The 22,371-nt window shown below is 74.3% G+C and carries 14 protein-coding genes; 4 read left to right on the top strand and 10 right to left on the bottom strand.

Features of this window, described 5'->3' with window-relative positions:
• The first annotated feature begins 429 nt into the window (after positions 1-429).
• The 4 genes from AB0F89_RS24460 to AB0F89_RS24445 are packed head-to-tail and all read left to right on the top strand — an operon-like array spanning position 430 to position 5,109.
• Positions 430-1,611, top strand: coding sequence for an NAD(P)/FAD-dependent oxidoreductase (locus AB0F89_RS24460; RefSeq protein ID WP_367127911.1), 1,182 nt, complete (start codon positions 430-432; stop codon positions 1,609-1,611).
• A 24-nt stretch (positions 1,612-1,635) separates the two neighbouring features.
• Entirely contained in the window at positions 1,636-2,904 is a 1,269-nt protein-coding gene (locus AB0F89_RS24455) for a lysine N(6)-hydroxylase/L-ornithine N(5)-oxygenase family protein (protein WP_367127910.1), read from the top strand.
• Between the two features lie 10 nt (positions 2,905-2,914).
• Entirely contained in the window at positions 2,915-3,574 is a 660-nt protein-coding gene (locus AB0F89_RS24450) for an FMN-binding negative transcriptional regulator (RefSeq protein WP_367127909.1), read from the top strand.
• Positions 3,571-5,109 (top strand): AMP-binding protein, encoded by a 1,539-nt coding sequence (locus tag AB0F89_RS24445; RefSeq protein WP_367127908.1) that lies wholly within the window; start codon positions 3,571-3,573, stop codon positions 5,107-5,109. The genes AB0F89_RS24450 and AB0F89_RS24445 overlap by 4 nt, the downstream gene beginning before the upstream one ends.
• Before the next feature lie 51 nt (positions 5,110-5,160).
• On the opposite strand, the gene AB0F89_RS24440 is transcribed toward AB0F89_RS24445, so the two are convergent.
• Genes AB0F89_RS24440 through AB0F89_RS24395 form a run of 10 tightly spaced genes read right to left on the bottom strand, consistent with a single transcriptional unit; the run spans position 5,161 to position 22,369 of the window.
• The gene (locus tag AB0F89_RS24440; RefSeq protein WP_367127907.1) at positions 5,161-6,453 is read right to left on the bottom strand and encodes an MFS transporter; all 1,293 of its coding nucleotides are present in this window, start codon (positions 6,451-6,453) and stop codon (positions 5,161-5,163) included.
• Positions 6,453-8,435 carry a carbamoyltransferase C-terminal domain-containing protein gene (locus tag AB0F89_RS24435; protein ID WP_367127906.1) on the bottom strand — a complete coding sequence of 661 codons (1,983 nt, stop codon included), beginning with the start codon at positions 8,433-8,435 and terminating at the stop codon, positions 6,453-6,455. The genes AB0F89_RS24440 and AB0F89_RS24435 overlap by 1 nt, the downstream gene beginning before the upstream one ends.
• Positions 8,432-9,157, bottom strand: coding sequence for a thioesterase II family protein (locus AB0F89_RS24430; RefSeq protein ID WP_367127905.1), 726 nt, complete (start codon positions 9,155-9,157; stop codon positions 8,432-8,434). Before AB0F89_RS24430 ends, AB0F89_RS24435 begins: the two co-directional genes overlap by 4 nt.
• Before the next feature lie 4 nt (positions 9,158-9,161).
• A complete protein-coding gene (locus tag AB0F89_RS24425) occupies positions 9,162-10,448 on the bottom strand; it encodes a cytochrome P450 (protein ID WP_367127904.1) in 1,287 nt (428 codons plus the stop codon).
• On the bottom strand, positions 10,445-12,163 hold the full coding sequence (locus AB0F89_RS24420) for an amino acid adenylation domain-containing protein (RefSeq protein WP_367127903.1): 1,719 nt from the start codon (positions 12,161-12,163) through the stop codon (positions 10,445-10,447). Before AB0F89_RS24420 ends, AB0F89_RS24425 begins: the two co-directional genes overlap by 4 nt.
• A 1-nt stretch (position 12,164) precedes the next feature.
• Complete coding sequence (locus AB0F89_RS24415) at positions 12,165-12,848, bottom strand: hypothetical protein (protein ID WP_367127902.1); 684 nt, start codon at positions 12,846-12,848, stop codon at positions 12,165-12,167.
• Positions 12,848-13,747 (bottom strand): kinase, encoded by a 900-nt coding sequence (locus AB0F89_RS24410; protein ID WP_367127901.1) that lies wholly within the window; start codon positions 13,745-13,747, stop codon positions 12,848-12,850. The genes AB0F89_RS24415 and AB0F89_RS24410 overlap by 1 nt, the downstream gene beginning before the upstream one ends.
• Positions 13,744-19,053 carry an amino acid adenylation domain-containing protein gene (locus AB0F89_RS24405; protein WP_367127900.1) on the bottom strand — a complete coding sequence of 1,770 codons (5,310 nt, stop codon included), beginning with the start codon at positions 19,051-19,053 and terminating at the stop codon, positions 13,744-13,746. Before AB0F89_RS24405 ends, AB0F89_RS24410 begins: the two co-directional genes overlap by 4 nt.
• Positions 19,050-20,096 carry a low-specificity L-threonine aldolase gene (gene ltaE / locus AB0F89_RS24400; RefSeq protein WP_367127899.1) on the bottom strand — a complete coding sequence of 349 codons (1,047 nt, stop codon included), beginning with the start codon at positions 20,094-20,096 and terminating at the stop codon, positions 19,050-19,052. Before ltaE ends, AB0F89_RS24405 begins: the two co-directional genes overlap by 4 nt.
• The gene (locus AB0F89_RS24395; protein ID WP_367127898.1) at positions 20,093-22,369 is read right to left on the bottom strand and encodes a pyridoxal-phosphate dependent enzyme; all 2,277 of its coding nucleotides are present in this window, start codon (positions 22,367-22,369) and stop codon (positions 20,093-20,095) included. The genes ltaE and AB0F89_RS24395 overlap by 4 nt, the downstream gene beginning before the upstream one ends.
• Positions 22,370-22,371 lie beyond the last annotated feature (2 nt).

The raw sequence follows: 22,371 nt of genomic DNA, 5'->3' as shown, positions 1-22,371 counted from the left end.
GACGCGCCCGCCCCGGTCGGGCCGGGCTCGCGGCGTCATCGTGCGTTGCGCGCCCGATCGGCGCGCCGAAGATTTCCGGTACGCCACCACGCGCAATTACGTACGCGTCCGAACAGGTCTTGGAACACCCGGTCGGCCTAATCGGCACAACTACTGCGACGAACCCCGTGACATCCGCACCCCCAGTGCTCGTCGCTCTCCCAGGCCACTACAGCAGCCACCCCAGGGGTTGTCAAGACAACGAACTACGGGCCTTTTCCGCTGGCTGCGCCAGCTATTCCGGCCCGTTGCGCTCCGTCCGGCGATGAGTTACGTTGCGAACGATAAGCGATATTCCGCGATCTAAGCGGACCTGTTTCCCGATCGCTTTATCCGCCATTTGTCACCGTCGCCGGACAGGCCGGGTGCGCGCAGTCGAGGAGGGCGGGCATGTACGACGCCGTGGTGGTGGGCGCCCGGTGCGCCGGCGCGGCCACCGCGCTGCTGCTCGCCCGTCGCGGCTACCGGGTGCTGCTGCTGGACCGCGCCCGGTTCCCGTCCGACACCATGTCCACGCTCTACATCCACCAGCCGGGCGTGGCCAGGCTGGCCCGCTGGGGCGTGCTGGACGCGATCACCGCCTCGGGCGCGCCGCGGCTGGACACGGTCACCTACACGGTCGGCGACGTGCGGTTGAGCAGCCGCGCGCCCGCGTTCGGGGGCATCGACTCCGCCTACGGCCCCCGCCGCCACGTGCTGGACCAGGCGCTGGTGGACGCGGCGGTGGCGGCGGGCGCCGAGTTCTCCGACTCCTCGCCGGTGCAGGGCCTGGTCACCGACGGCGACGCGGTCACGGGGGTGCGGTTCCGCGCGCCCTCGGGCGACGAGGTCACCGCGCGGGCGCACCTCGTCGTCGGCGCGGACGGCATGCGCTCCCGGGTCGCCGACCTGGTCGCGGCGCCCACCGAGGTCGAAGACCCGCGCCTGAGCTGCGTGTACTACTCGCTGTGGACCGGGCTCGACACCGGGTTCGGGTTCCACGAGCGCACCGGCCGCTGGATCGCCACCATCCCGACCAACGGGGGCGCGACGGTCCTGGCCACGTACTTCCCGCAGGACCTGTTCGACCAGGTCCGCACCGACCCGCGCGCCGCGCACCTGGACGCCCTGGCCACCACGGCGGGCGAGGTGTTCGAGCAGCTGGCGGGCGGCGAGCAGGTCGGCAGGCTGGTCGGCACGGGCGACCAGCGCAACTTCTTCCGCCGGGCCGCGGGTCCCGGCTGGGCGCTGGTCGGCGACGCCGGGCACCACCGGGACACGATCACCGCGCAGGGCATCTCCAACGCGTTCCTGCAGGCCGAGCTGCTGACCGACGCGCTCGGCGCCGGCCTGCGCGACCCCGCCACGAGGGCCGCCGGCCTGCGCGCCTGGGCCGCTCGAAGGGACGACGAACTGGTCGAGAGCTACCACGGCACGCTGCAGCTCGCGCGCCTGGAGGTCACCGGCGCACGGCTGGCCATGCTGCGCGCGATCGCCGCGGACCCGGAGCTGACCTCCGGTTACTTCGCCGTCGTCGCCGGGCTCATGCCGATGGAGGACCTGCTGACCGAGGAGCTGCTCGACTTCATCTGACGCGCCACTGGGGAGGCGGAGCGATTGGCTGCGGTACCGCGCGGGAGCACCACGGTTGCCGACGTCGTCGGCGTCGGGTTCGGACCGTCGAACCTGGCGCTCGCGGTGGCGTTGGCGGAGGTCGGGACGCTGAGGGCGGAGTTCTTCGAGCGCCAGCCGAGGTTCGGCTGGCACCGGGGCATGCTGCTGGACGGCGCGACGATGCAGGTGTCGTTCCTGAAGGACCTGGTGTCCATGCGCAACCCGGCGAGCGGCTACAGCTTCGTGGCCTACCTGCACGCCAAGGGCAGGCTGCCGGGCTTCATCAACAGCAAGACCCTGTACCCGCTGCGGGTGGAGTTCCACGACTACCTGGAGTGGGTGGCCGGGCACTTCGCCGACGCCGTCGGCTACGGCAGCGAGGTGGTCGGCATCGAGCCGGTCGCCGAGGACGGCGCGGTCGAGCACCTGGACGTGCTGGTTCGCCGCGACGGCCGCACCACGACCCACCGCGCCCGCAACGTCGTGATCGCCACCGGCCTGGCGCCGGTGCTGCCGCCGGGGGTGACCACCTCGTCCCGCGTCTGGCACAGCGGCGAGCTGCTGCACCGGGTCGACGGGCTGGCCGCCCGGTCGCCGCGCCGGGTCGCCGTCGTCGGCGCCGGTCAGAGCGCCGCCGAGGTCGCCGACCACCTGCACCGCGCGCTGCCGGGCGCCGAGGTGCTGGCGGTGTTCTCCCGGTACGGCTACAGCGTCGCCGACGACAGCCCGTTCGCCAACGCGGTGTTCGACCCCGAGGCGGTCGACCTGTTCTTCGACGCGCCCGCCGACGCGCGCGCCCGGCTGCTGGCCTACCACGCGAACACCAACTACTCCGTGGTCGACGCCGACCTGTCCGCCCGGCTCTACCGCACGCACTACCAGGAGCAGGTGCTCGGCACGCCGCGGCTGCGGATCGTGAACGCCTCCCGGCTGCACGACCTGGTCGAGACCGACGACGGGGTGGCGCTGCGGGTCGAGCACCTGCCGACCGGCGCGGTGTCGCGCCTCGACGTGGACGCCGTGGTGTGCGCGACGGGCTACCGGCCCGCCGACCCGACGCCGATGCTGCGCGGCCTGGCCAAGCTCGACGAGGCCGGTCGGCCGGTGCTGGACCGGGACTACCGGGTGGTGACCTCGGACTCCGTGCACTGCGGCATCTACCTGCAGGGCGCGGTCGCCGAGCCGTCGCACGGGCTGTCCGCGGGCCTGCTGTCCACCACGGCCGTGCGGGCCGGCGAGATCGTCCGGTCGATCCTCGACCCCGGACTGTGAGGGGGTCATTGTGTACGTGCCATCCATGTACCGCGCCACCCACGACGGCTGGCCGCGCGAGATCGTGCGCGACTACCCGTTGGCCACCCTGGTCAGCAACGGGCCGCGCGCGCCGCTGGCCACGCACCTGCCCGTGGTCCGGCCGCCCGGCGCGCCGGAGGACGGCGAGCTGGTCGGCGCCACGCTGTGGGCCCACCTGAACCGGGCCAACGAGCACTGGCGGGCGCTGGCCGACGGGCCGTCGTCGGTGCTGATCTTCACCGGGCCGAACTCCTACATCACGCCGACCACCTACCGGACCACGCCGGCCGCCCCGACCTGGGACTTCGTCTCGGTGCACCTGCACGGCCGGGTCGAGCCGATCGAGGGGCGGGAGGGCACGCTGGACGTGGTCAAGCGGACGGCCGAGGTGTTCGAGGCGGCGTTCGGCGACGGGTGGGCGGCCGAGTCGTCGCACGAGTACTTCGCCCGGATCGTCGGCGGCGTCGGCGCGTTCCGGTTCCACGTCGAGTCGGTCGACTCGATGTTCAAGCTCAGCCAGGAGAAGTCCCCCGAGGTGCAGGCCCGGATCATGGCGAGCCTGCGCGCGACCGGTCGCGGCACGGGGCCGGAGCTGGGCCGGATCATGCGGCTGCACGGGCTGGGGCGTGACGAGGTGGAGGGCACATGACCGTTGCGACCACGACCCTGTGGGGCGGCCCGGCGCGACCGCCGTGCCTGCTCGACTCGCTGGTGACGACGGCCCGCGCGCACCCGGACCGGGTCGCGGTGGTCGACGGCGACCGGTCGTTCACCTACGCCGGGCTGCACGGGTGGGTCGGCGAGGTGGTCGCCCTGCTGCGCGGGCACGGCGTCCGGTCGGGTGACCGGGTCGCGGTGGCCGGCGCGCGCAGCGCCGAGGTGGTGGCGGCGTTCCTCGCGGTGGCCGCGGTCGGGGCGACCTACGTGCCGCTGGACGCGGAGTACCCGGAGCGCAGGCTGGCGCACATGCTGGCCGACAGCGGGGCGTCGGTGCTGCTGCACACGGGCGCCGGACCGCGGTTCGGGGCGTCCGCCGTGCCCGTGCCCATCCCCCGGCCGGGTCCGGGCGCGGCCTACGAGGTGGTGGCCTGCTCCCCCGACCTGCCGGTGTACGTCATCTACACGTCCGGCTCGACGGGCTGGCCCAAGGGCGTCGCGGTGCCGCACAGCTGCCTGGACGGCATGGCCGAGTGGCAGCGCACCCACTCGCCCCGCCCGGACCTGCGCACCGCCCAGTTCGCGCCGCTCAACTTCGACGTCTCGTTCCAGGAGGTGCTCGGCACGCTGTGCGGCGGCGGCACGCTGGTGATCGTGCCCGAAGACCTCCGCCAGGACCCGTTCGAGCTGCTGGACTGGCTGGCCGAGCACCGGGTGGAGCGGCTGTTCCTGCCCAACGTCGCGCTGACCATGCTGGCCGTGGCCGCGTCCGCCGAGGACTCGCTGGACCACCTGTCGCTGGTGGAGGTCAACACGGCGGGCGAGCAGCTGGTCTGCACGCCGCCGATCCGCGAGCTGTTCGAGCGGCTGCCGGGGTGCCGGCTGACCAACCACTACGGGCAGAGCGAGTCGGCGATGGTCAGCTCGCACGTCCTCACCGGGCCGCCCTCCTCGTGGCCCGCGCTGCCGCCGATCGGCGTGCCGCTGCCGGGCTGCGAGCTGCTGCTCGACCCCGCCGACCCGGACGTGCCGGACGTCGGCGAGCTGCTGGTGGCGGGCCTGCCGCTGTCGCTGGGCTACCTCAACCAGCCCGAGCTGAACGAGCGGCGGTACGTGGACGTGCCGACGACGCCGCACGGCCACACCCGCGCGTTCCGCACCGGCGACCTGGTGCGGTTCGCGGACGGGGTGGCCTGGTTCCTCAGCCGCACCGACCACGACGTGAAGATCCGCGGCTACCGGGTGAACCCGCTGGAGGTGGACGCCTGGCTGCTGGAGCAGCCCGGCGTCGCGGCGGCGGTGTGCGTGGTGGTGGAGGCGGGCGAGGGCGCCCGCAGCCTGCGCGCGGCCGTCACGCCGAAGGCGGGCGTCGAGCTGGACGTGCCGGGCCTGCTCAAGGCGCTGGAGGGCGTGCTGCCCGAGCACGCCGTGCCGCAGTCGATCACCGTGCTGCCCGCGCTGCCGCGCACCCCGAGCGGGAAGGTCGACCGGGAGCTGGTGGCCAAGAACCTCGCCGCCGCCCTCTGACCGGGAACGACCGGGAGGGGCCACCCGACGTCGGGTGGCCCCTCCCGGCGGTCAGGAGGTGGGTTGCTCGGTCGGGATCTCCTTGACCGAGCGGATGCGGGTGCACGCGATGTACACGCCCGAGCTGAGGATGCCCAGCGAGCCGATGACCAGCGCGGTGGTGGCGCTGAGGGCGTTGCCGACGACGCCGCCGAGCAGCGCGCCGAGCGGGCACACGCCCATCACGATCATCCGGATCGAGGCGTTCATCCGGCCCTGGAGGGCGTCCGGCGTGACCGCGGACCGGTAGCTGCGCTGGTTGACGTTGTAGACGATGACCATCACCGCGTCCACGAAGTGCATCACGATGATCAGCACCACCGCGGCGGGCTTGGGCACCAGCGTGGCCACCGGGATCAGCAGGGACGCGCCGCCCGCCAGCCACTGCGTCACCACCAGCAGCGTGCCCAGCGGCATCCGCCGCGACACCCAGCCGGAGATCAGCGCGCCGACCACCCCGCCGACGCCGGACGACGACAGGATCAGGCCGATGTAGATCGGCTCCAGCCCGAGCGTGCGGGTGATGAAGATCAGGAACACCGGCTCGATGAAGAACGTGAACAGGTTGAACAGCAGCGCGGTGATCGCCAGCGTGCGCACGATCGGGTTGCCGAAGACGAACCGGAGCCCTTCGCCGACCTCGCGCCAGAAGTCGGGCTTGCGGGCGTCCGGCTGCTCCTCGTCGTCCTCGTCGTCCTCGTCCTCGGGCTCCGCGTCCGGGTTCACCTTGATGCGCTGCGTGAACACCGCGGACACCGCGTAGGCGACCGTGTTGAACAGCAGCGCGAACGGCGCGGTCAGCACCTGCACCAGCGCGCCGCCCACCGCCTCGCCCGCCATCCGGGAGGCGTTGTTGCTGATCTCCAGCTTGCCGTTGCCGTCGACCAGGTCGCGCCTGCCGACCACGCTGGGCAGGAACGAGGCGCTGCCGATGTCGGCGATCACCGTGCCGATCCCGATCAGCACCGCGATGACCAGCAGGAACGGCATGCTGAGCAGGTCGAGCACGGCGGCCAGCGGCACGAGCAGCAGCAGCACGCCGCGCCCGAGGTCGGCCGCCACGATCACCGGCCGCTTGGGCAGCCGGTCCAGCCACACGCCGGCGAACAGGCTGATCACCAGGTAGGGCAGGAACGAGACGGCGGACAGCACGCCCATCTCCAGCACGCTGGCGTTCAGGGTGAGCGCCGCGAGCAGCGGGATCACACCGGCGGTGATCTCCGCCGCGAACAACGACAGGGTCTGTCCGAACCACAGGTTGCGGAAATTCGCCTGCCGGAACAAACTGCCGGGCCGGCCATTCATCACGTGTGCCTTCCGGAGGGAAACCGGGCGCCGGGCCCTTGGTCCCGGCGGAACTCGTCTACCCAGAATCGGAACGCGGGGTCGACCGAGCCAACATAGTCCGCCAACCCGTTCAGGTCTTCGGCGGCCTCCGGTCCCGGTTCGGCCCGCAATTGCGGCAACTGCGTCATCAGGTACATCGCGCTTTCGGTGTAACCGGCCTCCACCCACTTGTTCCAGGCGGCGTCGCGATCCGATTCCTGGTCGGCGAACAACCGCTCCCGGCGGGTGCGCGGCGGCAGCGCCGCGGCGTCCGGGTCGACCCGCAGCGCGATCCGCCTGCCCAGCACGTAGGCCACGCCGATGCCCTTGCGCAGGCAGAACGTGAGGGCTTCGGCGGCGGTGTCCACGATCGGCTCGCCGCGGTCGTTCAGCGAGGTGTTGCACAGCACGGGCACGCCGGTCGCCTCGTGGAACGCGCGCAGCGCCCGGTCCAGCAGCGGGTTGTCGGCGGCGGTCACGGTCTGGTGCCTGGCCGAGCCGTCGAGGTGCAGGATCGCGGGCACCCGGTCGCGCACCTCGGGCCGCACCGCGACCGCCTCCAGCATGAACGGCGACGGGCGGTCCACCGCGAACCACTCGCCCGCGTGCTCGGCCAGCACGACCGGCGCGACGGGCCGCCACCACTGGCGCCGCTTGTGCTCGTTGAGCAGCTGCTTGGTCTTCATCGACCGCGGGTCGCCGAGCAGGCTGCGGTGGCACAGCGCCCGCGGCCCGATCTCGGCCGCGCCGTCCACCCAGGCCAGCGGCGCCTTGGTCACGTCGAGCACGAACTGCTCGGGCGAGAAGTCGGCGACGTCCTCGACCCAGGGCGCGAACTCGGCCAGCGCGTCGTCCAGGTCGGTGACCTCGGCGCCGTGGTAGGCGGTGCCCAGCCGGTGCCGCACCGGTCCGGCCGGGCCGTCGTCGAACGCGCCGGTGGCGTAAAAGCCGAGCAGGCCGAGGCCGTAGGACTGGCCGGAGTCGTTGGCGCACGGCGGGGTGAGCAGGCCGCGGAACCCGAACGCGTCGAGCAGGGCGGTGTTGGTCGGGCAGTTGAGCGCGTAGCCGCCGCTCATCGACAGGTGCGCGGTCGTCGGGTCGACGCCGGCCAGCTCGCACAGCCGGTGCACGTTGCGCGCGGCGATCAGCTCGCACGCCCGCTGCACGACCTTCATCACCGCGCTCTGCAGGTTCTCCTCGTCGGTGAAGTCGGGGTCGGGCTCCTGGTCGGCGAGCTGGTCGCGGGCCGACTCCACGATCGACGCGACGAACGGCACCGCCTCGGACACCGGGTGCACGCGACCGCCGTAGAGGTTGAGCGCCGTCACGCGCTCGACGTCGAACTCGATCGCGTTGGCGGAGGCCGACGCCAGCGCCATCAGCGTGCCGGGCTCCTTGCCGAACAGCTGCTCGGCCGCCGAGTACAGCGGCGCGGGCGACTCGACCGGCGCGTAGGTGATCCGGCCCCGCTGCGACACCGCGCCCGCGTACCAGTAGGGCTTGGCGTCCTGCTCCAGCACGAAGTCCGGCGCGGCGTCCACGGCCATCGCCACGATCGTGCCGGTGGCGAAGACCTCGCTGTCCATCAGCAGGCCGCTGAACAGGTGGGCCAGCGAGTGCACGGCGTAGTCCTCGGCGCCGGGCGGCACCGGGACGTCCCGGGCGCCGGGCAGGCCGGGCGTGCCCCACGTGACGCTGATGTCGGCGGGGGTGAGCCCTTCCCCGGCCAGCAGCTCGGTCAGCACCGCTTCCGCCCGTTCCGGCGTGTGCAGCGGCCAGTAGTGGTGCTTCTGCCCGCTGAACCGCTCGACCTCCCACAGCCGCACCAGCTCGACGTCGGTCGCGGTGCGCCGCCACAGGCTGATGTTCTGGTCGTGCCGCGGTTGCAGCACGGCGTGCGGGCCCGGCGGCGTCAGGTAGGCGCTCAGGACGTACTCGGCCACGCTCGTCCCCCCGGTCATGCGGCGAGTGCCTCGGTCATGGTCTGGTCCAGCTCGGCCACCAGGTGCTCCGGCGCGGCGAGGAACGCGTGGTGCCCGCCGGCCAGCACGGGCGCGGAGAACCGGCCGTCCGGCGCGTACTCGCGCCAGCCGCCCATCTGCTCCGGCCGGATCTCGACGTCGTCGGTCCACCCCAGTGCGCACACCGCGGTCGGCAGCGCGATCGGCTCGTCCAGCCGGTAGCGCTGGTTCGCGGTGATGTCGGCGCGCAGCACGCCCAGCCCCAGGTCGATCATGTCGGGGTCCGGGTCGCCGCCCATCGCCCGGGTCAGCCCGGCCAGCTCCACGCCCAGCTCGGCGTCCGACATGGACAGGAACCGGCCGTACGGGCCGTCGTGCGGCGCGACCTGGGACGACATGAACAGCACGGAGGGCGCCGGTCCCCCGGTCTCCCACAGCCGCACGGCCGTGGCGAACGCGGCCAGCGCGCCGCCGCAGTGCCCGAAGAACGCGAACGGCCGGTCCAGGTAGGGCAGGAGATGCGGCACGGCGGCCTCGGCCAGGTCGGCGTAACCGCCGTAGTGGGGCTCGCGGATGCGGTTCTCCCGGCCGGGCGGCTGCACGGCGCAGACCTCCATCGCGCCGACCCGCGCCGGCCACCGGGCGTACATCGACGCGCCCAGCCCCGAGTAGGGGAACACGAACAGGCGGGCGGCGGCGTCCGGGTCGGGTCGCCGCAGCAACCACCTACCTCGACGTGGTGGAGACGACATCGGCACCTTCCCCCAGTTCGGCCGCGGCGCCGGGCCGCAGGACGGCGCGCACCGGCATGCTCCGGATGCCCGCCACGAAGTTGGACCTCAAGTGCGCCACCGGACCGGCCCGCTCGAACCGCTCGACCAGCCGCACGACCTCGCCGAACAGCAGGCGCAGCGCGATGCGCGCGAGCGGCGCGCCGATGCAGTAGTGCGGGCCGAACCCGAACGCCACGTGGCGGTTCGGCGTCCGCGCGACGTCGAACCGGTACGGGTCGGCGAACGCCCGCTCGTCGCGGTTGGCCGACCCCAGCCACGCCACCACGGCCTCGCCCGCCCGGATCGGCTGCCCGCTCAGCTCGGTGTCGACCACGGCGTAGCGCATGAAGTGGTTGGCGGGCGAGGCCCAGCGCAGCCCCTCCTCCACCGCGATCGACGTCTGGTGCTCGCGGCCGGTCAGCCGGGCGTACTCGTCGGGGTGCTCGGTGAACGCCAGCACGGTCCCGGCCACGGCGTGCGGCGTGGTGACGTTCGCGCCGAGCAGCAGGCTGTAGCAGTTGTAGACCAGCTCGTCGGCGCGCATGCCGCGGTCGCCGACGTCCATCGCCTTGAGGAACCCGATCAGGTCGTCGCGCTCCCCGCGACCGGCGACCTGCTCGCCGAAGTACTCGAACAGCTCGTGGTGCGCGGCGACCAGCGAGCCGTGCCCGGCCTCCGCGCCGAACGACGGGTCCTCCGGCGCGATGGCCATCGTGGTCAGCCGCGCCAGTTCCGGCCAGTCCGACTCGGGCAGGCCCATCAGCGCGCCGGTGAACTCCATCGGGAACCCGGCGCCCGCCTCGGCCACGTCCCACGGCTCGTCACCGGCGAGCGGCGCGAGCAACCGCCGCACCACCCCCAGCACGGACGGGTGCCGGGCGCGCAGGGCGGTGAACGACAGCGCCTTGGACATCGGCTCGCGCATCGCGGTGTGCACGGGCGGGTCGCTGGCGGCCATCATCTTGTTGGCCGCCGGGTCGACGCCGCCGAGGATGGACAGCAGCGTGCCGCGCTTGGACGTGAACCGGGTGTGGTCGCGCAGCACGGCGCTCACGTCGGCGTGCCGCGTCACGGACACGAACCCCCGCCCGTCGGGCAGCACCTGGCGGTGCACGGGCGCGCGGTCGCGCATGGCGTGCCACACCACGTGCGGGTCGCCGTCGGAGTAGGTCGCCGCGTCGAACAGGTCCACCGCGTCGAGGTCGACGTCCTCGTCGCCGGTCGGCGTGCTGAGCCTCATCGGGGTCCCCCCGCGTCGTTCCTCGTGCCCGGGTGCGCGGTGTCCAGGTGTTCGGCGAGCTCGGCGATGGTCGGGTTCTCGTAGAAGGTGCGGGCCCGGACGAACGTGCCGCGCTCGTTGGCGATCTCGGTGGTGATCACCGTGGCCAGCAGCGAGTGGCCGCCCAGCTCGAAGAAGTCGTCGTCCACGCCGACCTCGTCCACCTCCAGGACGTCGGCCCACAGCCGGGCCAGCCACAGCTCCACCTCGCTGACGGGCGCCCGGTAGTCGGTGTCGAGGTCGGGCCGCTCGCGGACCGGCGTGGCGGCCAGCGCGGCGCGGTCGACCTTGCCGTTGGCGGTCAGCGGCAGCGCGGGCAGCCTGGTGAACGTGGCGGGCACCATGTACCGGGGCAGCGCGGCGGCGAGGGCGCGGCGCAGGTCGGCGACGGACACCGGGCCCTCGGTGGTGTAGAACGCGGCCAGCCGCCTGCCGCCCGCCCGGTCGGGCTGCGGGACCACCGCGGCGTCCAGCACGTCGGGGTGCGCGGCGAGCGCGGTCTCCACCTCGCCGGGCTCCACCCGGAACCCGCGCAGCTTCACCTGCGCGTCCGCGCGGCCGACGAACTCGAACGCGCCGTCGGGCAGCCTGCGGGCGAGGTCGCCCGTGCGGTACATGCGGCCGCCGGGCGTGGCGGGGTCGGGCAGGAACCGCTCGGCGGTCAGCGCGGGCCGGTTCAGGTAGCCGTGCGCCAGGCCGTCGCCCGCCGCGTACAGCTCGCCGACCTCGCCGTCCGGGACGGGTCGCAGGTCGTCGTCGAGCAGGTGCGCCGCGCCGCCGCGGATGGGCGTGCCGATCGGCACGGTCGCCGTGGTGAGCGGGCCGCGGACGGCGTGGCAGCAGGTGAACGTGGTGTTCTCGGTCGGCCCGTACCCGTTGGTGAGGACGGTGTCCGGCAGCAGCGCGACCGCTTTGTCCACGTGGGACGGTGACAGCACGTCGCCGCCCGCCAGGAGTTGTCGCACGCCCTTGAGGTCGGCCGGCGCGGTGTCGAGGACCTGGTGGAACAGGCCGGCGGTCAGCCAGGCCACGGTGACGCCCTCGGCGCGCACGAAGTCGGCCACCTCGGCGGGGGCCAGGTCGCCGGGCGGCGCGACGGCCAGGCGGGCGCCGTTGAGCAGGGCACCCCAGACCTCCAGGGTGGAGGCGTCGAAGGCGACCGGGGCGTGGTGCAGGACCACGTCGGTGGCGGCGAGGGTGACGAAGTCGGGCTCGTGCACCAGCCGGGCCACGGCGCGGTGGGGCACGCAGACGCCCTTGGGCGTGCCGGTGGAGCCGGAGGTGTAGGCGATGTAGGCCAGGTCCTCGGGGCCGACCTCGACGTCCTCGCCGCGCGGCCCGTCGACCAGGACGTCGGCCTCGGTCAGCACGACGGAGGCGCCCGCGTCGGCGAGCAGGGCGGCCCGGCGTTCCGGCGGGTCGTTCGGGTCCAGCGCGAGGTAGCACCCGCCGGCGCGCACGATGCCCAGGAGGGCCACGGCGACGAGCGGCGACCGTTCCAGGTGGACGGCCACCGCCTGGCCGCGCCGGACACCGCGCTCGCGCAGGGCGTGGGCGAGCCGGGCGGACGCGTCGTCCAGCCCGGTGTAGGAGAACCGCCGCCCGGTGCCGGTCACAGCGGTCCGCTGCGGCACGGCCGCGACTTGGCGCGCGAACAGCGCCGGGATCGTCCGCATGTCACACCCCTTCGGTGTCGAGGGCCGTCCACCGGGCGGTCGACGTGGCGACCAGGTCGCCGTCGGCCCCGTAGACGCTCGTCAGGTTCACGGCCGTGCGGCCCCGGCGCTCCTCCCGGCGCGCGACCACGACGTGCGGCACGCCGGGTCGCGGCGGCCGGACCACCTCGGCGGTCATCCGGGTCAGCACCATCGGGTCCGCGCGCGGGTCGGCGGTCCAGCCGCCGGGGCAGTCGAGCACGCCCCACAGCACTTCGGTCGAGGTGTCCTCGGGCACCCACTCGCACGCCACCACGCCGTCGCGGCCGGGCACGGGGCCGGGCGCGAGCCGCAGCCCGTCCGGCCGGTCGTGACCGCACACGAAGCAGGTCGGGAACGGGTGGTCGCGGTGGCCCAGGTAGCCCTCCGACGCGCGCCGCGCCACGTCCGGCGGCACCGGTCGGACGACCGGGACCGGCTTGGTGGCGGCGGCGACGGTGGCGATCACCTCGTCGCCCAGCCACAGGTGGGACCGGCGGGCGCCGGCCTCCAGGCGCATCGGGGTGTCCAGCGGCGGCGGCGCGATCAGGGTGACCACGGCGTGCCCGGCGGCCGGCGGCGCGAGGCCCGCGAGCAGCCCGCACACGTACCCGCCCTGGCCGGAGTCGGGAGGGCCGTTGAAGCGCGCCGGGACGGTGACCTCCATCAGGCACGCACCCGCTGCGGCGCGCACGTCGTCCCCACGCACAGCGAGGTGTGCACCGACACCGCGCCGGACAGCCCCCGGCACTCCTCCACCACGAACCGCACCTTGTCCTCCCTGGCCGGGTCGCCGTCGGCGATCAGCACGCCGATCACCGTCCCGCTGTGCGCGATCACCAGACCGAGCGCGTCCACCTCGTCGCCGATCCGCCGCAACGCCGCCAGCAGCGGCCGGGGCCGGACCTTCGTGCTCAGCTCCGCGCTGCGCGTGGACACCGCGCCGACGGCCGCCAGGTCGTGCTCCCGGACCGCGTCGGTCAACGCGACCAGCAGCTCGGCGTACTCCTGCCGGTCCCGGTCGGTGTAGGGCTTGGGCACCCGGTTGTGCCGCACGGTGTCGACCTGGCCGCCCTCGTCGACGCCGACGATCGTCAGCACCGGCAGGCAGCCCAGCCGCTCCCGCAACCGCACCTCGCGGTGGTAGAACGCCACGATCCCGTCGTGCATGACGCCGTCGGTCGGCTCGATGTGCCGCAGGAACGCCTCGATCGCCACCGCGTCGAGCGGCTGGTCCAGCGCGGCGGCGACGGCGCGCGCGGTGGCCACCAGGTCGGCCGACGAGCTGGCCAGGCCCTTGCCCTCGGGCAGCCTGCCGGACAGGTCCAGCACCCCGCCGCCCCGGTGGCCGCCCGCGTCGAGCATCCGCTCGACCAGCAGCCGGGACTTCTCCTTGTTCGGCGGCGACACCACCACCGGGTCGTGCTCGCCGGTCAGCTCGAACCGCGCGGTCGAGTACTCGGTGATGGGCAGGGTGACGAGGAAGTCGCGCTCGTCCTCCGGCAGCGCGCCCTGGAGGAGTTCGCCGAACGTGCCGAACGCGCGGCCGTGGCCGGTGCGGGTCACGCGCGGCCTCCCCGGTCCGGGTCGAGGTCGAGCAGCGCCGCGACCGCCGCCGCGTGCGGTGGCCGCACCAGCGCGAAGTGGTCGGCGGGCAGGTCGTGCACGTCGAACCGGCCGGCGACGTGCCCGGCCCACCGCCCCGCGCTGTCGTGCTCCCGGTTCTCCTCGCCCTGGACGAACACCGCGTCACCGCCGTGCCGCCCCGGCCGGTGCCGGGCGTGGGCGCGCACGTTGGCCTCGAACACGGCCAGCAGCGCGGCGGCGTCCTGGACGTGCTCGTCGCCGAGTTCGAAGCGCAGCTGCTCGGCGAGGTCGGCGCCGTCGGTGTCGTACTGGCCCGGGTAGGACGGGTCGACCATGGTCAGCGACGCCGTGCGGTCCGGCGCGCGGACCGCCATCTCGTGCGCCACGACCGCGCCGAACGACCAGCCGGCCAGGTGGTACCGGGGGAACCCGCGCAGCAGGTCGAGGTAGGCGTCCGCGGTCTCGCCGACGGTCGGCGCGGGCCGGGCCGCCGCCGAGACGCCGTGCACCGGGCGCCCCGGGTCGACCGCCTCGACCAGCGCCCGGTAGGCGAGCAGGGTCCCGCCCGCCGGGTGCACCAGCACCACGGGCGTGCCGTCGCCGCCCGCGCGCAGCACCCGCAGCCGCGGCCGGTCCTCCACGGCCGCGTCGTCGCCGGTGAGCAGCGCCGCGATCGAGCGGACCGTGCCGCCGTCCAGCAGCTCGGTCACCGGCAGCGCCCGGCCGAACCGCTTGCGCACCGCGGTGAGCAGCCGCAACGCCTTCAGCGAGTGCCCGCCGAGTTCGGCGAACGTGTCCAGCACGCCCACCTCCTCGATGCCGAGCACTTCCCGCCACACGTCCAGCAGCACGCGTTCGGCCTCGGTCGCGGGCCCGGCGGAGGTCCGGTCGCGCCGCACCTCGACGGCGGCCAGCGCCTTGCGGTCCACCTTGCCGTTGCGGGACAGCGGGATCGCGTCCACCGCCTGCCACAGCTGCGGCACCATGTGCTCGGGCAGCCGGTCCAGCAGGAACGCCCGCAGCCCGGCGGGGTCGGCGTCGCCGACGAAGAACGCGGCCAGCGCGCCGTCCCGGGCCACCACCGCGCACTCCCGCACGCCGTCGTGCCCGCCCAGCACCGCCTCCACCTCGGTCGGCTCCACCCGGAACCCGCGCACCTTGACCTGGTCGTCCACCCGGCCCAGGTACTCCAGCTCGCCGCCGGGCAGGCGCCGGGCCAGGTCGCCGGTCCGGTACAGCCCGCCCGCGAACCGCTCGGCGGTCAGGTCGGGCCGGCCCACGTAGCCGTCGGCCAGGCCGACGCCGCCGATGTGCAGCTCCCCGGCCACGCCGATCGGGACCGGGCGGCGGCGGGCGTCCAGCACGTGCAGCCGGACGTTGGCGATGGGCCTGCCGATCGGCACGACCGGGCGCCCGTCGTCGCGGCACCGCCAGTGGCTGACGTCCACCGCGGCCTCGGTCGGCCCGTACAGGTTGACCAGCTCGGCCGGGTGGGCGGCGAGGAACCGCTGCTGCAGGTCGTGCGGCAACGCCTCGCCGCTGGCGAACACCCGCCGCAGGGACGTGCACGCGGGCACGCCGTCGTCGTCCAGGAACGCGCGCAGCATCGACGGCACGAAGTGCAGCACCGTCACCCCGGCCTCCCGGATCAACCCGGTCAGGTAGGCCGGGTCGCGGTGGCCGTCCGGGCGTGCGACGACCAGGCAGGCGCCGGTCATCAGCGGCCAGAAGAACTCCCAGACCGACACGTCGAACGAGTACGGCGTCTTCTGCAGCACGCGGTCGTCCGGCCCGATCGGGTACTCGTCCTGCATCCACAGCAGCCGGTTGGCGATGGCGCGGTGCGGGACCACGACGCCCTTGGGGCGGCCGGTCGAGCCGGACGTGAAGATCAGGTAGGCCGGGTCGTCGGGCGTCACCGCCGTCGCGGGCGGGGTGTCCGGGTAGCCGGCGGCGAGGTCGAGCCGGTGCGCGCCGGGCAGGTCCCAGTCGGCCAGCAGCACGACCGGTCGCGCCTGGGCGACCATCTCCTCGGTGCGCGCCCGGGGGTTGTCCGGGTCCAGCGGCAGGTACGCGCCGCCCGCGCGGACGACCGCGTGCAGCGCGACGACCAGCTCCACCGACCGCCTGGCGCTCACGCCGACGAACGTGCCGGGGCCGACGCCCAGCTCGACCAGCCGGTGCGCGAGCCGGTTGGCGCGCGCGTCGAACTCCCGGTAGGTCAGCGCGGTGTCGCCGTAGCGCACCGCGGGCGCGTCCGGGTCGCCGTCGGTCAGGGCGTGCAGCAGGTGCGGCTGCGGGTAGTGCCGGTCGGTGTCGTTCCACGCTGCCAGCAGCGCCCGTTCGCGCTCCGGCCTCAGCTCCGCGTCGGCGTGCGTCGCGTCGGGGTCGGCGACGAGGGCGCGCAGCGCGGCCAGGTAGTAGTCGCGGGCGCGTTCGACCTGCTCGGCGTCCAGCCGGGTCCGGTCGTGCCGCAGGCCGATGGCGACCTCACCGGTCTCCGCGTCGCGGAAGAACTCGGCGCCGAACGGGAAGTTGGTCGGCACCACGCTGTCCTCGTCCAGCAGCTCCAGCACGTCGCCGGACGGCTGGTCGCGCGAGACGTGGAAGTGCGTGTAGTTGAAGAACGTCTCGAACAGCGGCTCGCCGCCGTGCGCGCGTTGCAGCTCGGCCAGCGGGAAGCGGCGGTTCGGCTGGATCGCCACGTCCGCGTCCGACACCTGCCGCACCAGGTCGGCCCACGTGCCGTCGTCCAGCCGCAGCCGGAACGGCACGGTGTTGAGGAACAGGCCCAGCACCCGGTCGCCGTCGGTCTCCTCGCTGCGGCCGTTGTAGACGACGCCGGTCACCACGTCGTCCCGGCCCGACAGCAGCGACACCACGCGCAGGTGCGCGGCCAGCAGCACCACGCGCACCGACACCCTGAGCCGGTTGGCCAGCGCGAGCAGGCCGGCGCCGACCTCCGCCGGCACGGTGAACTCGGTCATCGCCATGTCCGGCTCGGCGGTCGGCGGCCCGCCCAGCGGCAGCGCGCTCGCCGTGACGTCGTGCAGCAGGTCGGTCCAGAACGCCCGCTGCGCGTCGTCGGCGAGCGCGGCGCGTTCGAGGGCGATGAACGTGCGGAACCGGGCCTTCGGGGCCGGCGGCACCTCGCGGTCGTGGCCCAGCGCGCGCACGTAGAGGGTGAGCAGTTCGGCGAACAGGGACCGGCCGCTCCAGCCGTCCACGATCGCGTGGTGCTCCACGATCCACAGCTGGACCTCGTCGTCGGCGCGGCGCTGGACGTGGAAGCGGATCAGCGGCGGCCGGGTCCAGTCGAACGGCCGGGCCCGCTCGGCGCGGAACCGCCGGGTGACGGCCGCCGCCACGTCCGCCTCGCCGCGCAGGTCCTCGAACGTCAGCGGGGTGGGCACGTCGGCGTGCACGAGCTGCACGGGTTCGCCGAACCCGGCCACCGCGAACGACGTCCGCAGCACCTCGTGCCGGGCGATGGCGGTCCGGACGGCCTCCCGCCACGCGGCCTCGGAGTACTCCGCGCGCAGGTGGTAGGTGGCGACGTTGTGGTAGATCTGCTCGGAGTCGGCGGCCTCGCTGTGGTAGAGCATCCCCGCCTGCAGCGCCGACAGCGGGTAGGCGTCGGCGACGTCGTCGCCGATCAGCTCCCGGTCGGCGGGCGCGAGCAGGTCCAGCCGGCCGACGTCGGCGGTCCGCTCCGGCCCGACCAGCGCGGTGCGCGGCGCGAGCTCGCGGATCGTCTGGTGCAGCACGAGGTCCGTCACCTTGATGCCGAGGCCGTGCTCGCGGGCCCGGGCCAGCAGCTGGACGCTGCGGATCGAGTCGCCGCCGATCTCGAAGTAGTTGTCGTCGATGCCGACCGGGTCGCGGCCGAGCACCTGGGACCAGATGCCCGCCAGCACGGCCTCCACCGCGTTGGTCGGCGCGGCGTAGGGCGCGGGCTCGTCCCAGTCGTCCGCCACCGCCGGCGGCTGTGCGCGCACCGCCGTGAGCGGTCGGTCCGGGTCGGCGGCCACGTCCCGCAGCAGCCGCGCGTAGCGCTCGGCGAACCGGCCCACCTGCTCGGCGCCGAACAGGTCCGACCGGTACTCGAAGTTCGCGCCCGTGCCGGTGATCTCCAGCGTCAGCGGGAACTTGGCCGTGCCGGAGTCGAGCAGGAACGGCGTGAAGCCGACGCCGGCGGCGGCGCGGGAGCCGTCGCCCGGCTCGAAGAACGTGAACAGCACCTGGAACACCGGGTGCCGGTCGCCCGCGCGCGGCGGCTTCACCTCCTCCACCACCAGCTCGAACGGCACGTCCTGGTGGGCGAAGGCGGCCAACGCGCTGTCGCGCACGCGGTGCAGCACGTCGCGGAACGTGGGCTCGTCGGCCAGCCGGGTGCGCACGGCCAGGGTGTTGACCAGGAACCCGACCGTGCCCGCGAACTCCGCCCGGTCGCGGTTGGCCGACACCGTGCCGACGATCACGTCGTCCACACCGGACAGCTCGCGCAGCAGGACCTTGAACGCCGCCAGCAGCGCCATGAACGCCGTCGCGCCGGACTCGGCCGCCAGCGCCCGCAGCCGGGCCACCGCGTCGGCCGGGAGGTCGAACGGCAGGTCCGCGCCCGCCGGCGGCCCGCCAGGCCCTTCGGCGGGCAGCTCCAGGGTCGGCAGCGGGTGCGCCAGCACGTCGCGCCAGTGCGCGAGCTGGGCCGCCGCCGAGGGACCGGCCAGCCACTCGTCCTGCCAGCCGGAGTAGTCGGCGTACTGGAAGGCGGGCTCGGGCAGCGCGGGTTCGCGGCCCGCGACGTGCGCGGCGTACCCCTCGACCACCTCGCCGAACACCAGGTCGGCCGACCAGCCGTCGCAGACGATGTGGTGCATGGTCAGCACCAGGACGGACTCGGTGTCGCTCAGGCGCAGCAGGGCGGCGCGGAACAGCGGCCCGCGTTCGAGGTCGAACGGCCGCGCCGCCTCGCGCGCCACCCACTCGTCGACCGGACCGGAGCGCGCCACGGTGAACTCGGGCTCCGCCGCCGGGTCCACGACCTGCACCAGCTCGCCGTCGACGAGCGCGAAGCGGGTGCGCAGCGCCTCGTGCCGGGCGACGGAGCCCGCGACGGCCCGGCGCAGCGCGGCCTCGTCCACCGCGCCGCTGAGCCGGTAGCACAGCGGCACGTGGTAGGTCGGGGCGTCGCCGACGACCTGCTGGACGAAGAACATCTGGTACTGGGCGCGCGACGCCGGGAAGACGTAGACGCCGGTGGTGGGGCCCTGATCGGCGCTCATCCGATCGGCCCCCGCCCCACCACGTCGCGGACCACGGCCACCGCCCGGTCCACGTCGGCCGCGCTGACGCCGGAGTGCGTGACGGCGCGGATGCGGCCGTGCCCCAGCTCGCCGACGGCCAGGCCCTCGGCCGCGGCCGAGGCCACGAACGACTGCCAGGTGAACCGGCGGTCGGTGACCCGGAACATCACGATGTTGGTCTGCACGGCAGCCGGGTCGACCTCGACGCCGTCCACCTCGGCCAGCCCCTCCGCCAGGCGGCGCGCGTTGGCGTGGTCCTCGGCGAGCCGGTCGGCGGCGGTGATGGCCAGGATGCCCGCGGCGGCGATCACCCCGGCCTGGCGCATGCCGCCGCCGAGCATCTTGCGCAGCCGCCGGGCCCTCGTGATGAACTCCGCCGAACCCACGACGATCGAGCCGATGGGCGCGCCCAGGCCCTTGGACAGGCAGAACTGCACCGAGTCGACGTGCTCGGCGATCCGGGCGACCGGCACGTCCGACGCCACGGCGGCGTTGAACACGCGCGCGCCGTCCAGGTGCACGGCCACGCCGCGCTCGTCGGCGAACCGCCGCACCCGCGCCAGGTAGTCCAGCGGCAGCACCTTGCCGCCCGCCCGGTTGTGCGTGTTCTCCAGGCAGATCAGCGCGGGCAGCGCGAACTGCGGGTCGTCGGGGTCGTCGGGGAAGCCGCGGGCCAGGTCGTCCAGGGCCAGCGTGCCGTCGGCGGCGGTGCGGACCGGCTCGTAGACCACGCCGCCCAGCACCGACGCGCCGCCCGCCTCGTAGATGTGGATGTCGGACTCGTCGCCGACCAGCACCTTCGCCCCGCGCGGCGCGTGCGCCATGATCGCGGTGAGGTTCGCCATGGTGCCGCTGGGCGTGAGGCACGCGGCCTGCTTGCCGAACACCTCGGCGGCCAGCTCCTCCAGCCCGCGCACGGTCGGGTCCTCGCCGTACACGTCGTCGCCCAGCGGCGCGTCGACCATCGCCTTGAGCATGTCCGGCGTGGGCAGGGTGAAGGTGTCGCTGCGCAGCTCGATCACTGGCCTGCCTCCGGCTCGATGCGGGTGTCGATCAGGTCGAGCGCGGCGGTGAGCGCGGCGTCGACCTCCTCTGGCGTCGCACCGCGGGCGATGACGTAGCCCAGGCGGTCGTAGGCGTTGACGGGCGGTCGCACGGTCGCGCCGACCTGGGCGGTCACGGTCACCCGGGCGATCCCCGGCACGGCCTCCGCGTCGGCTGCCCCGGTCACCGCGCGCAGCACACCGGGTCGCGGCGCGAGCAGGAACGCGATGCCGGCGCAGCCGTCGTCCGACGGCGCGAGGTCCGGCGGCAGCCCCGCCGCCACCCGCAGCTGCTGCTCCAGCAGCTCGACCCCGGTGGCCAGCCGGATCAGCTCGGGGATCATGCCGCCCGCGAGCCGGGGGTTGACCTCGACCACGGCGGGGCCGTCGTCGGTCAGCACGACCTCGGTGTGCGTGGCGCCCAGCGCCATCCCGGCCGCCCGCACCGCCCGCCGGGCGGCGTCGGCGAGGGCGTCGGCGACGGCGGGGTCGAGCGGCGCGGGGAACAGGTGCCGGTGCTCCACGAAGTGCGGGCCGCCGGTGACCGACTTGCGGGTGACGCCGACCAGCTCCGTCCGACCGCCCCAGCCGAACAGCTCGACGCTGAACTCCGGGCCGCGGGCGTACTGCTCGACCAGCACGCTGCGGGCGGTCGGCATGCCGCGGACGTTCTCGCGCACGGCCAGCACGCGCTCGGCCTGCGCGGCGACCTGCTCGGCGTCGTGGCACAGCAGCACGAGGTTGGAACCGGAGTCGTCCACCGGCTTCACCACGCACGGCAGCCCGACCAGCTCGATCGCCTCGGCCACCGCTCCGGGCGCCAAGGGCTCCTCCAGCACCGCGAACCGGGGCTGCGGCGCCCCCGCCTCGGCCAACCTCCGCCGCAGCAGCGACTTGTCCCGGCACGTGCGCACCGCGTCCACCGGGTTGCGCGGCAGGCCGAGCCAGGCGGCCAGCTCCGCCACCGCGGGCGTGTAGAAGTCGCTGGTGCTCACCACCCCGGCCAGCTCCTCGCGCCGGAACCGGTCCTGCACGGCGGTGCGCAGCGCGCTCGTCGAGTTCGTGTCGCACACCAGCACCTCGGCGCCGGTCGCGGCCAGCCCCGCGTACCGCTCGGGCTTGCCGGTCAGCAGCACCGGCCGCAGCCCCAGGCCGACCGCGAGGTCCAGCGCGATCATCCCGGTGCCGGTGGTGTTCGCCTCCACGAACACCAGGTGCCGGTCGAGGTCCAGCCCGGACTTGTTCACCGCGCGCGACCACCGGGTCACCTCGGTGCCGTAGTCGACCTGCTCGGGCGCGTCCGCAGCGGCCGACCCGGTCAGCCCGGACGCCTCCCAGAACTCGTCGCTGTACACGGTGTCGGCGTAGCGGTCGCCGCGGTCGGGGAAGATGCCGACCACCTTGGTCCCCGGCTCCGCCCGCCGGGCGACGTCGGTGAGCACCCGGTAGACCGAGCCGGACGTGTTGCCGGCGAAGATGCCCTGCTCGGCCGCCAGGGCCCTGGTCGCCGCGAACGCCTCGTGGTCGTTGAGCCAGTGCACCTCGTCCAGCAGCGTGCGGTCGAGGTTCTTCGGCAGCAGGCTGTTGCCCAGGCCGCTCTGCAGCCGGCGCGGCTCGTCGGGCTGGTCGAACAGGGCGCTGCCGACGCAGTCCACGCCGACCACGTGCAGCTCCGGCAGGCTCTCCCGCAGGGCGCGCGAGGTGCCGCACAGCGAGCCGCCGCTGCCGACCGACCCGACCAGCACGTCGAACGCGCCGAGGTCGGCCAGCACCTCGCGGGCGAGCCTGCGGTAGGCGCCGGGGTTGTCGGGGTTGCTGTACTGCTGCGGCCAGAACGCGCCGGGCAGGTCGGCCATCAGCTGTTCCAGCCGCTCCAGGCGAGCGCTCTGCCAGCCGTGCGAGGTCATCGCCTCCACGACGTGCACCTCGCAGCCCAGGGCTCGCAGCTTGGCCAGCGTCATCCGGTCGACCCGGGGGTCGGTGACGATGTGCACCGGGTGGCCGAGCGAGGTGCCGACCAAGGCCACGCCGAGCGCCATCGTGCCGGACGAGCTCTCCACGATGTGCGCGCCGTCGGCGAGCGCGCCGACCCGCTTGGCCTCCAGGATGATGTTCGCGGCCACCCGGTCCTTCATCCCGAACAGGTTCTGCAGTTCGAGCTTCGCGTAGACCTCGACCCCCTCGGCCGCCGGCACCCGCAGGCGGACCAGCGGCGTGTGGCCGATCGCGTCGGTGATGTCGTCGAAGATCATGC

This window comes from Saccharothrix sp. HUAS TT1, assembly GCF_040744945.1.
Lineage (GTDB): Bacteria > Actinomycetota > Actinomycetes > Mycobacteriales > Pseudonocardiaceae > Actinosynnema.
This window is presented reverse-complemented; position numbering and strand designations above follow the sequence as displayed.

What these genes read in the sequence shown, in the direction of transcription:
- AB0F89_RS24425 (WP_367127904.1), bottom strand. Translation starts at nt 10,448, where the DNA reads ATGAGGCTCAGCACGCCGACCGGCGACGAGGACGTCGACCTCGACGCG.
- AB0F89_RS24445 (WP_367127908.1), top strand. Translation starts at nt 3,571, where the DNA reads ATGACCGTTGCGACCACGACCCTGTGGGGCGGCCCGGCGCGACCGCCG.
- AB0F89_RS24435 (WP_367127906.1), bottom strand. Translation starts at nt 8,435, where the DNA reads ATGACCGGGGGGACGAGCGTGGCCGAGTACGTCCTGAGCGCCTACCTG.
- AB0F89_RS24405 (WP_367127900.1), bottom strand. Translation starts at nt 19,053, where the DNA reads ATGAGCGCCGATCAGGGCCCCACCACCGGCGTCTACGTCTTCCCGGCG.
- AB0F89_RS24440 (WP_367127907.1), bottom strand. Translation starts at nt 6,453, where the DNA reads ATGAATGGCCGGCCCGGCAGTTTGTTCCGGCAGGCGAATTTCCGCAAC.
- AB0F89_RS24420 (WP_367127903.1), bottom strand. Translation starts at nt 12,163, where the DNA reads ATGCGGACGATCCCGGCGCTGTTCGCGCGCCAAGTCGCGGCCGTGCCG.
- AB0F89_RS24415 (WP_367127902.1), bottom strand. Translation starts at nt 12,848, where the DNA reads ATGGAGGTCACCGTCCCGGCGCGCTTCAACGGCCCTCCCGACTCCGGC.
- AB0F89_RS24460 (WP_367127911.1), top strand. Translation starts at nt 430, where the DNA reads ATGTACGACGCCGTGGTGGTGGGCGCCCGGTGCGCCGGCGCGGCCACC.
- AB0F89_RS24395 (WP_367127898.1), bottom strand. Translation starts at nt 22,369, where the DNA reads ATGATCTTCGACGACATCACCGACGCGATCGGCCACACGCCGCTGGTC.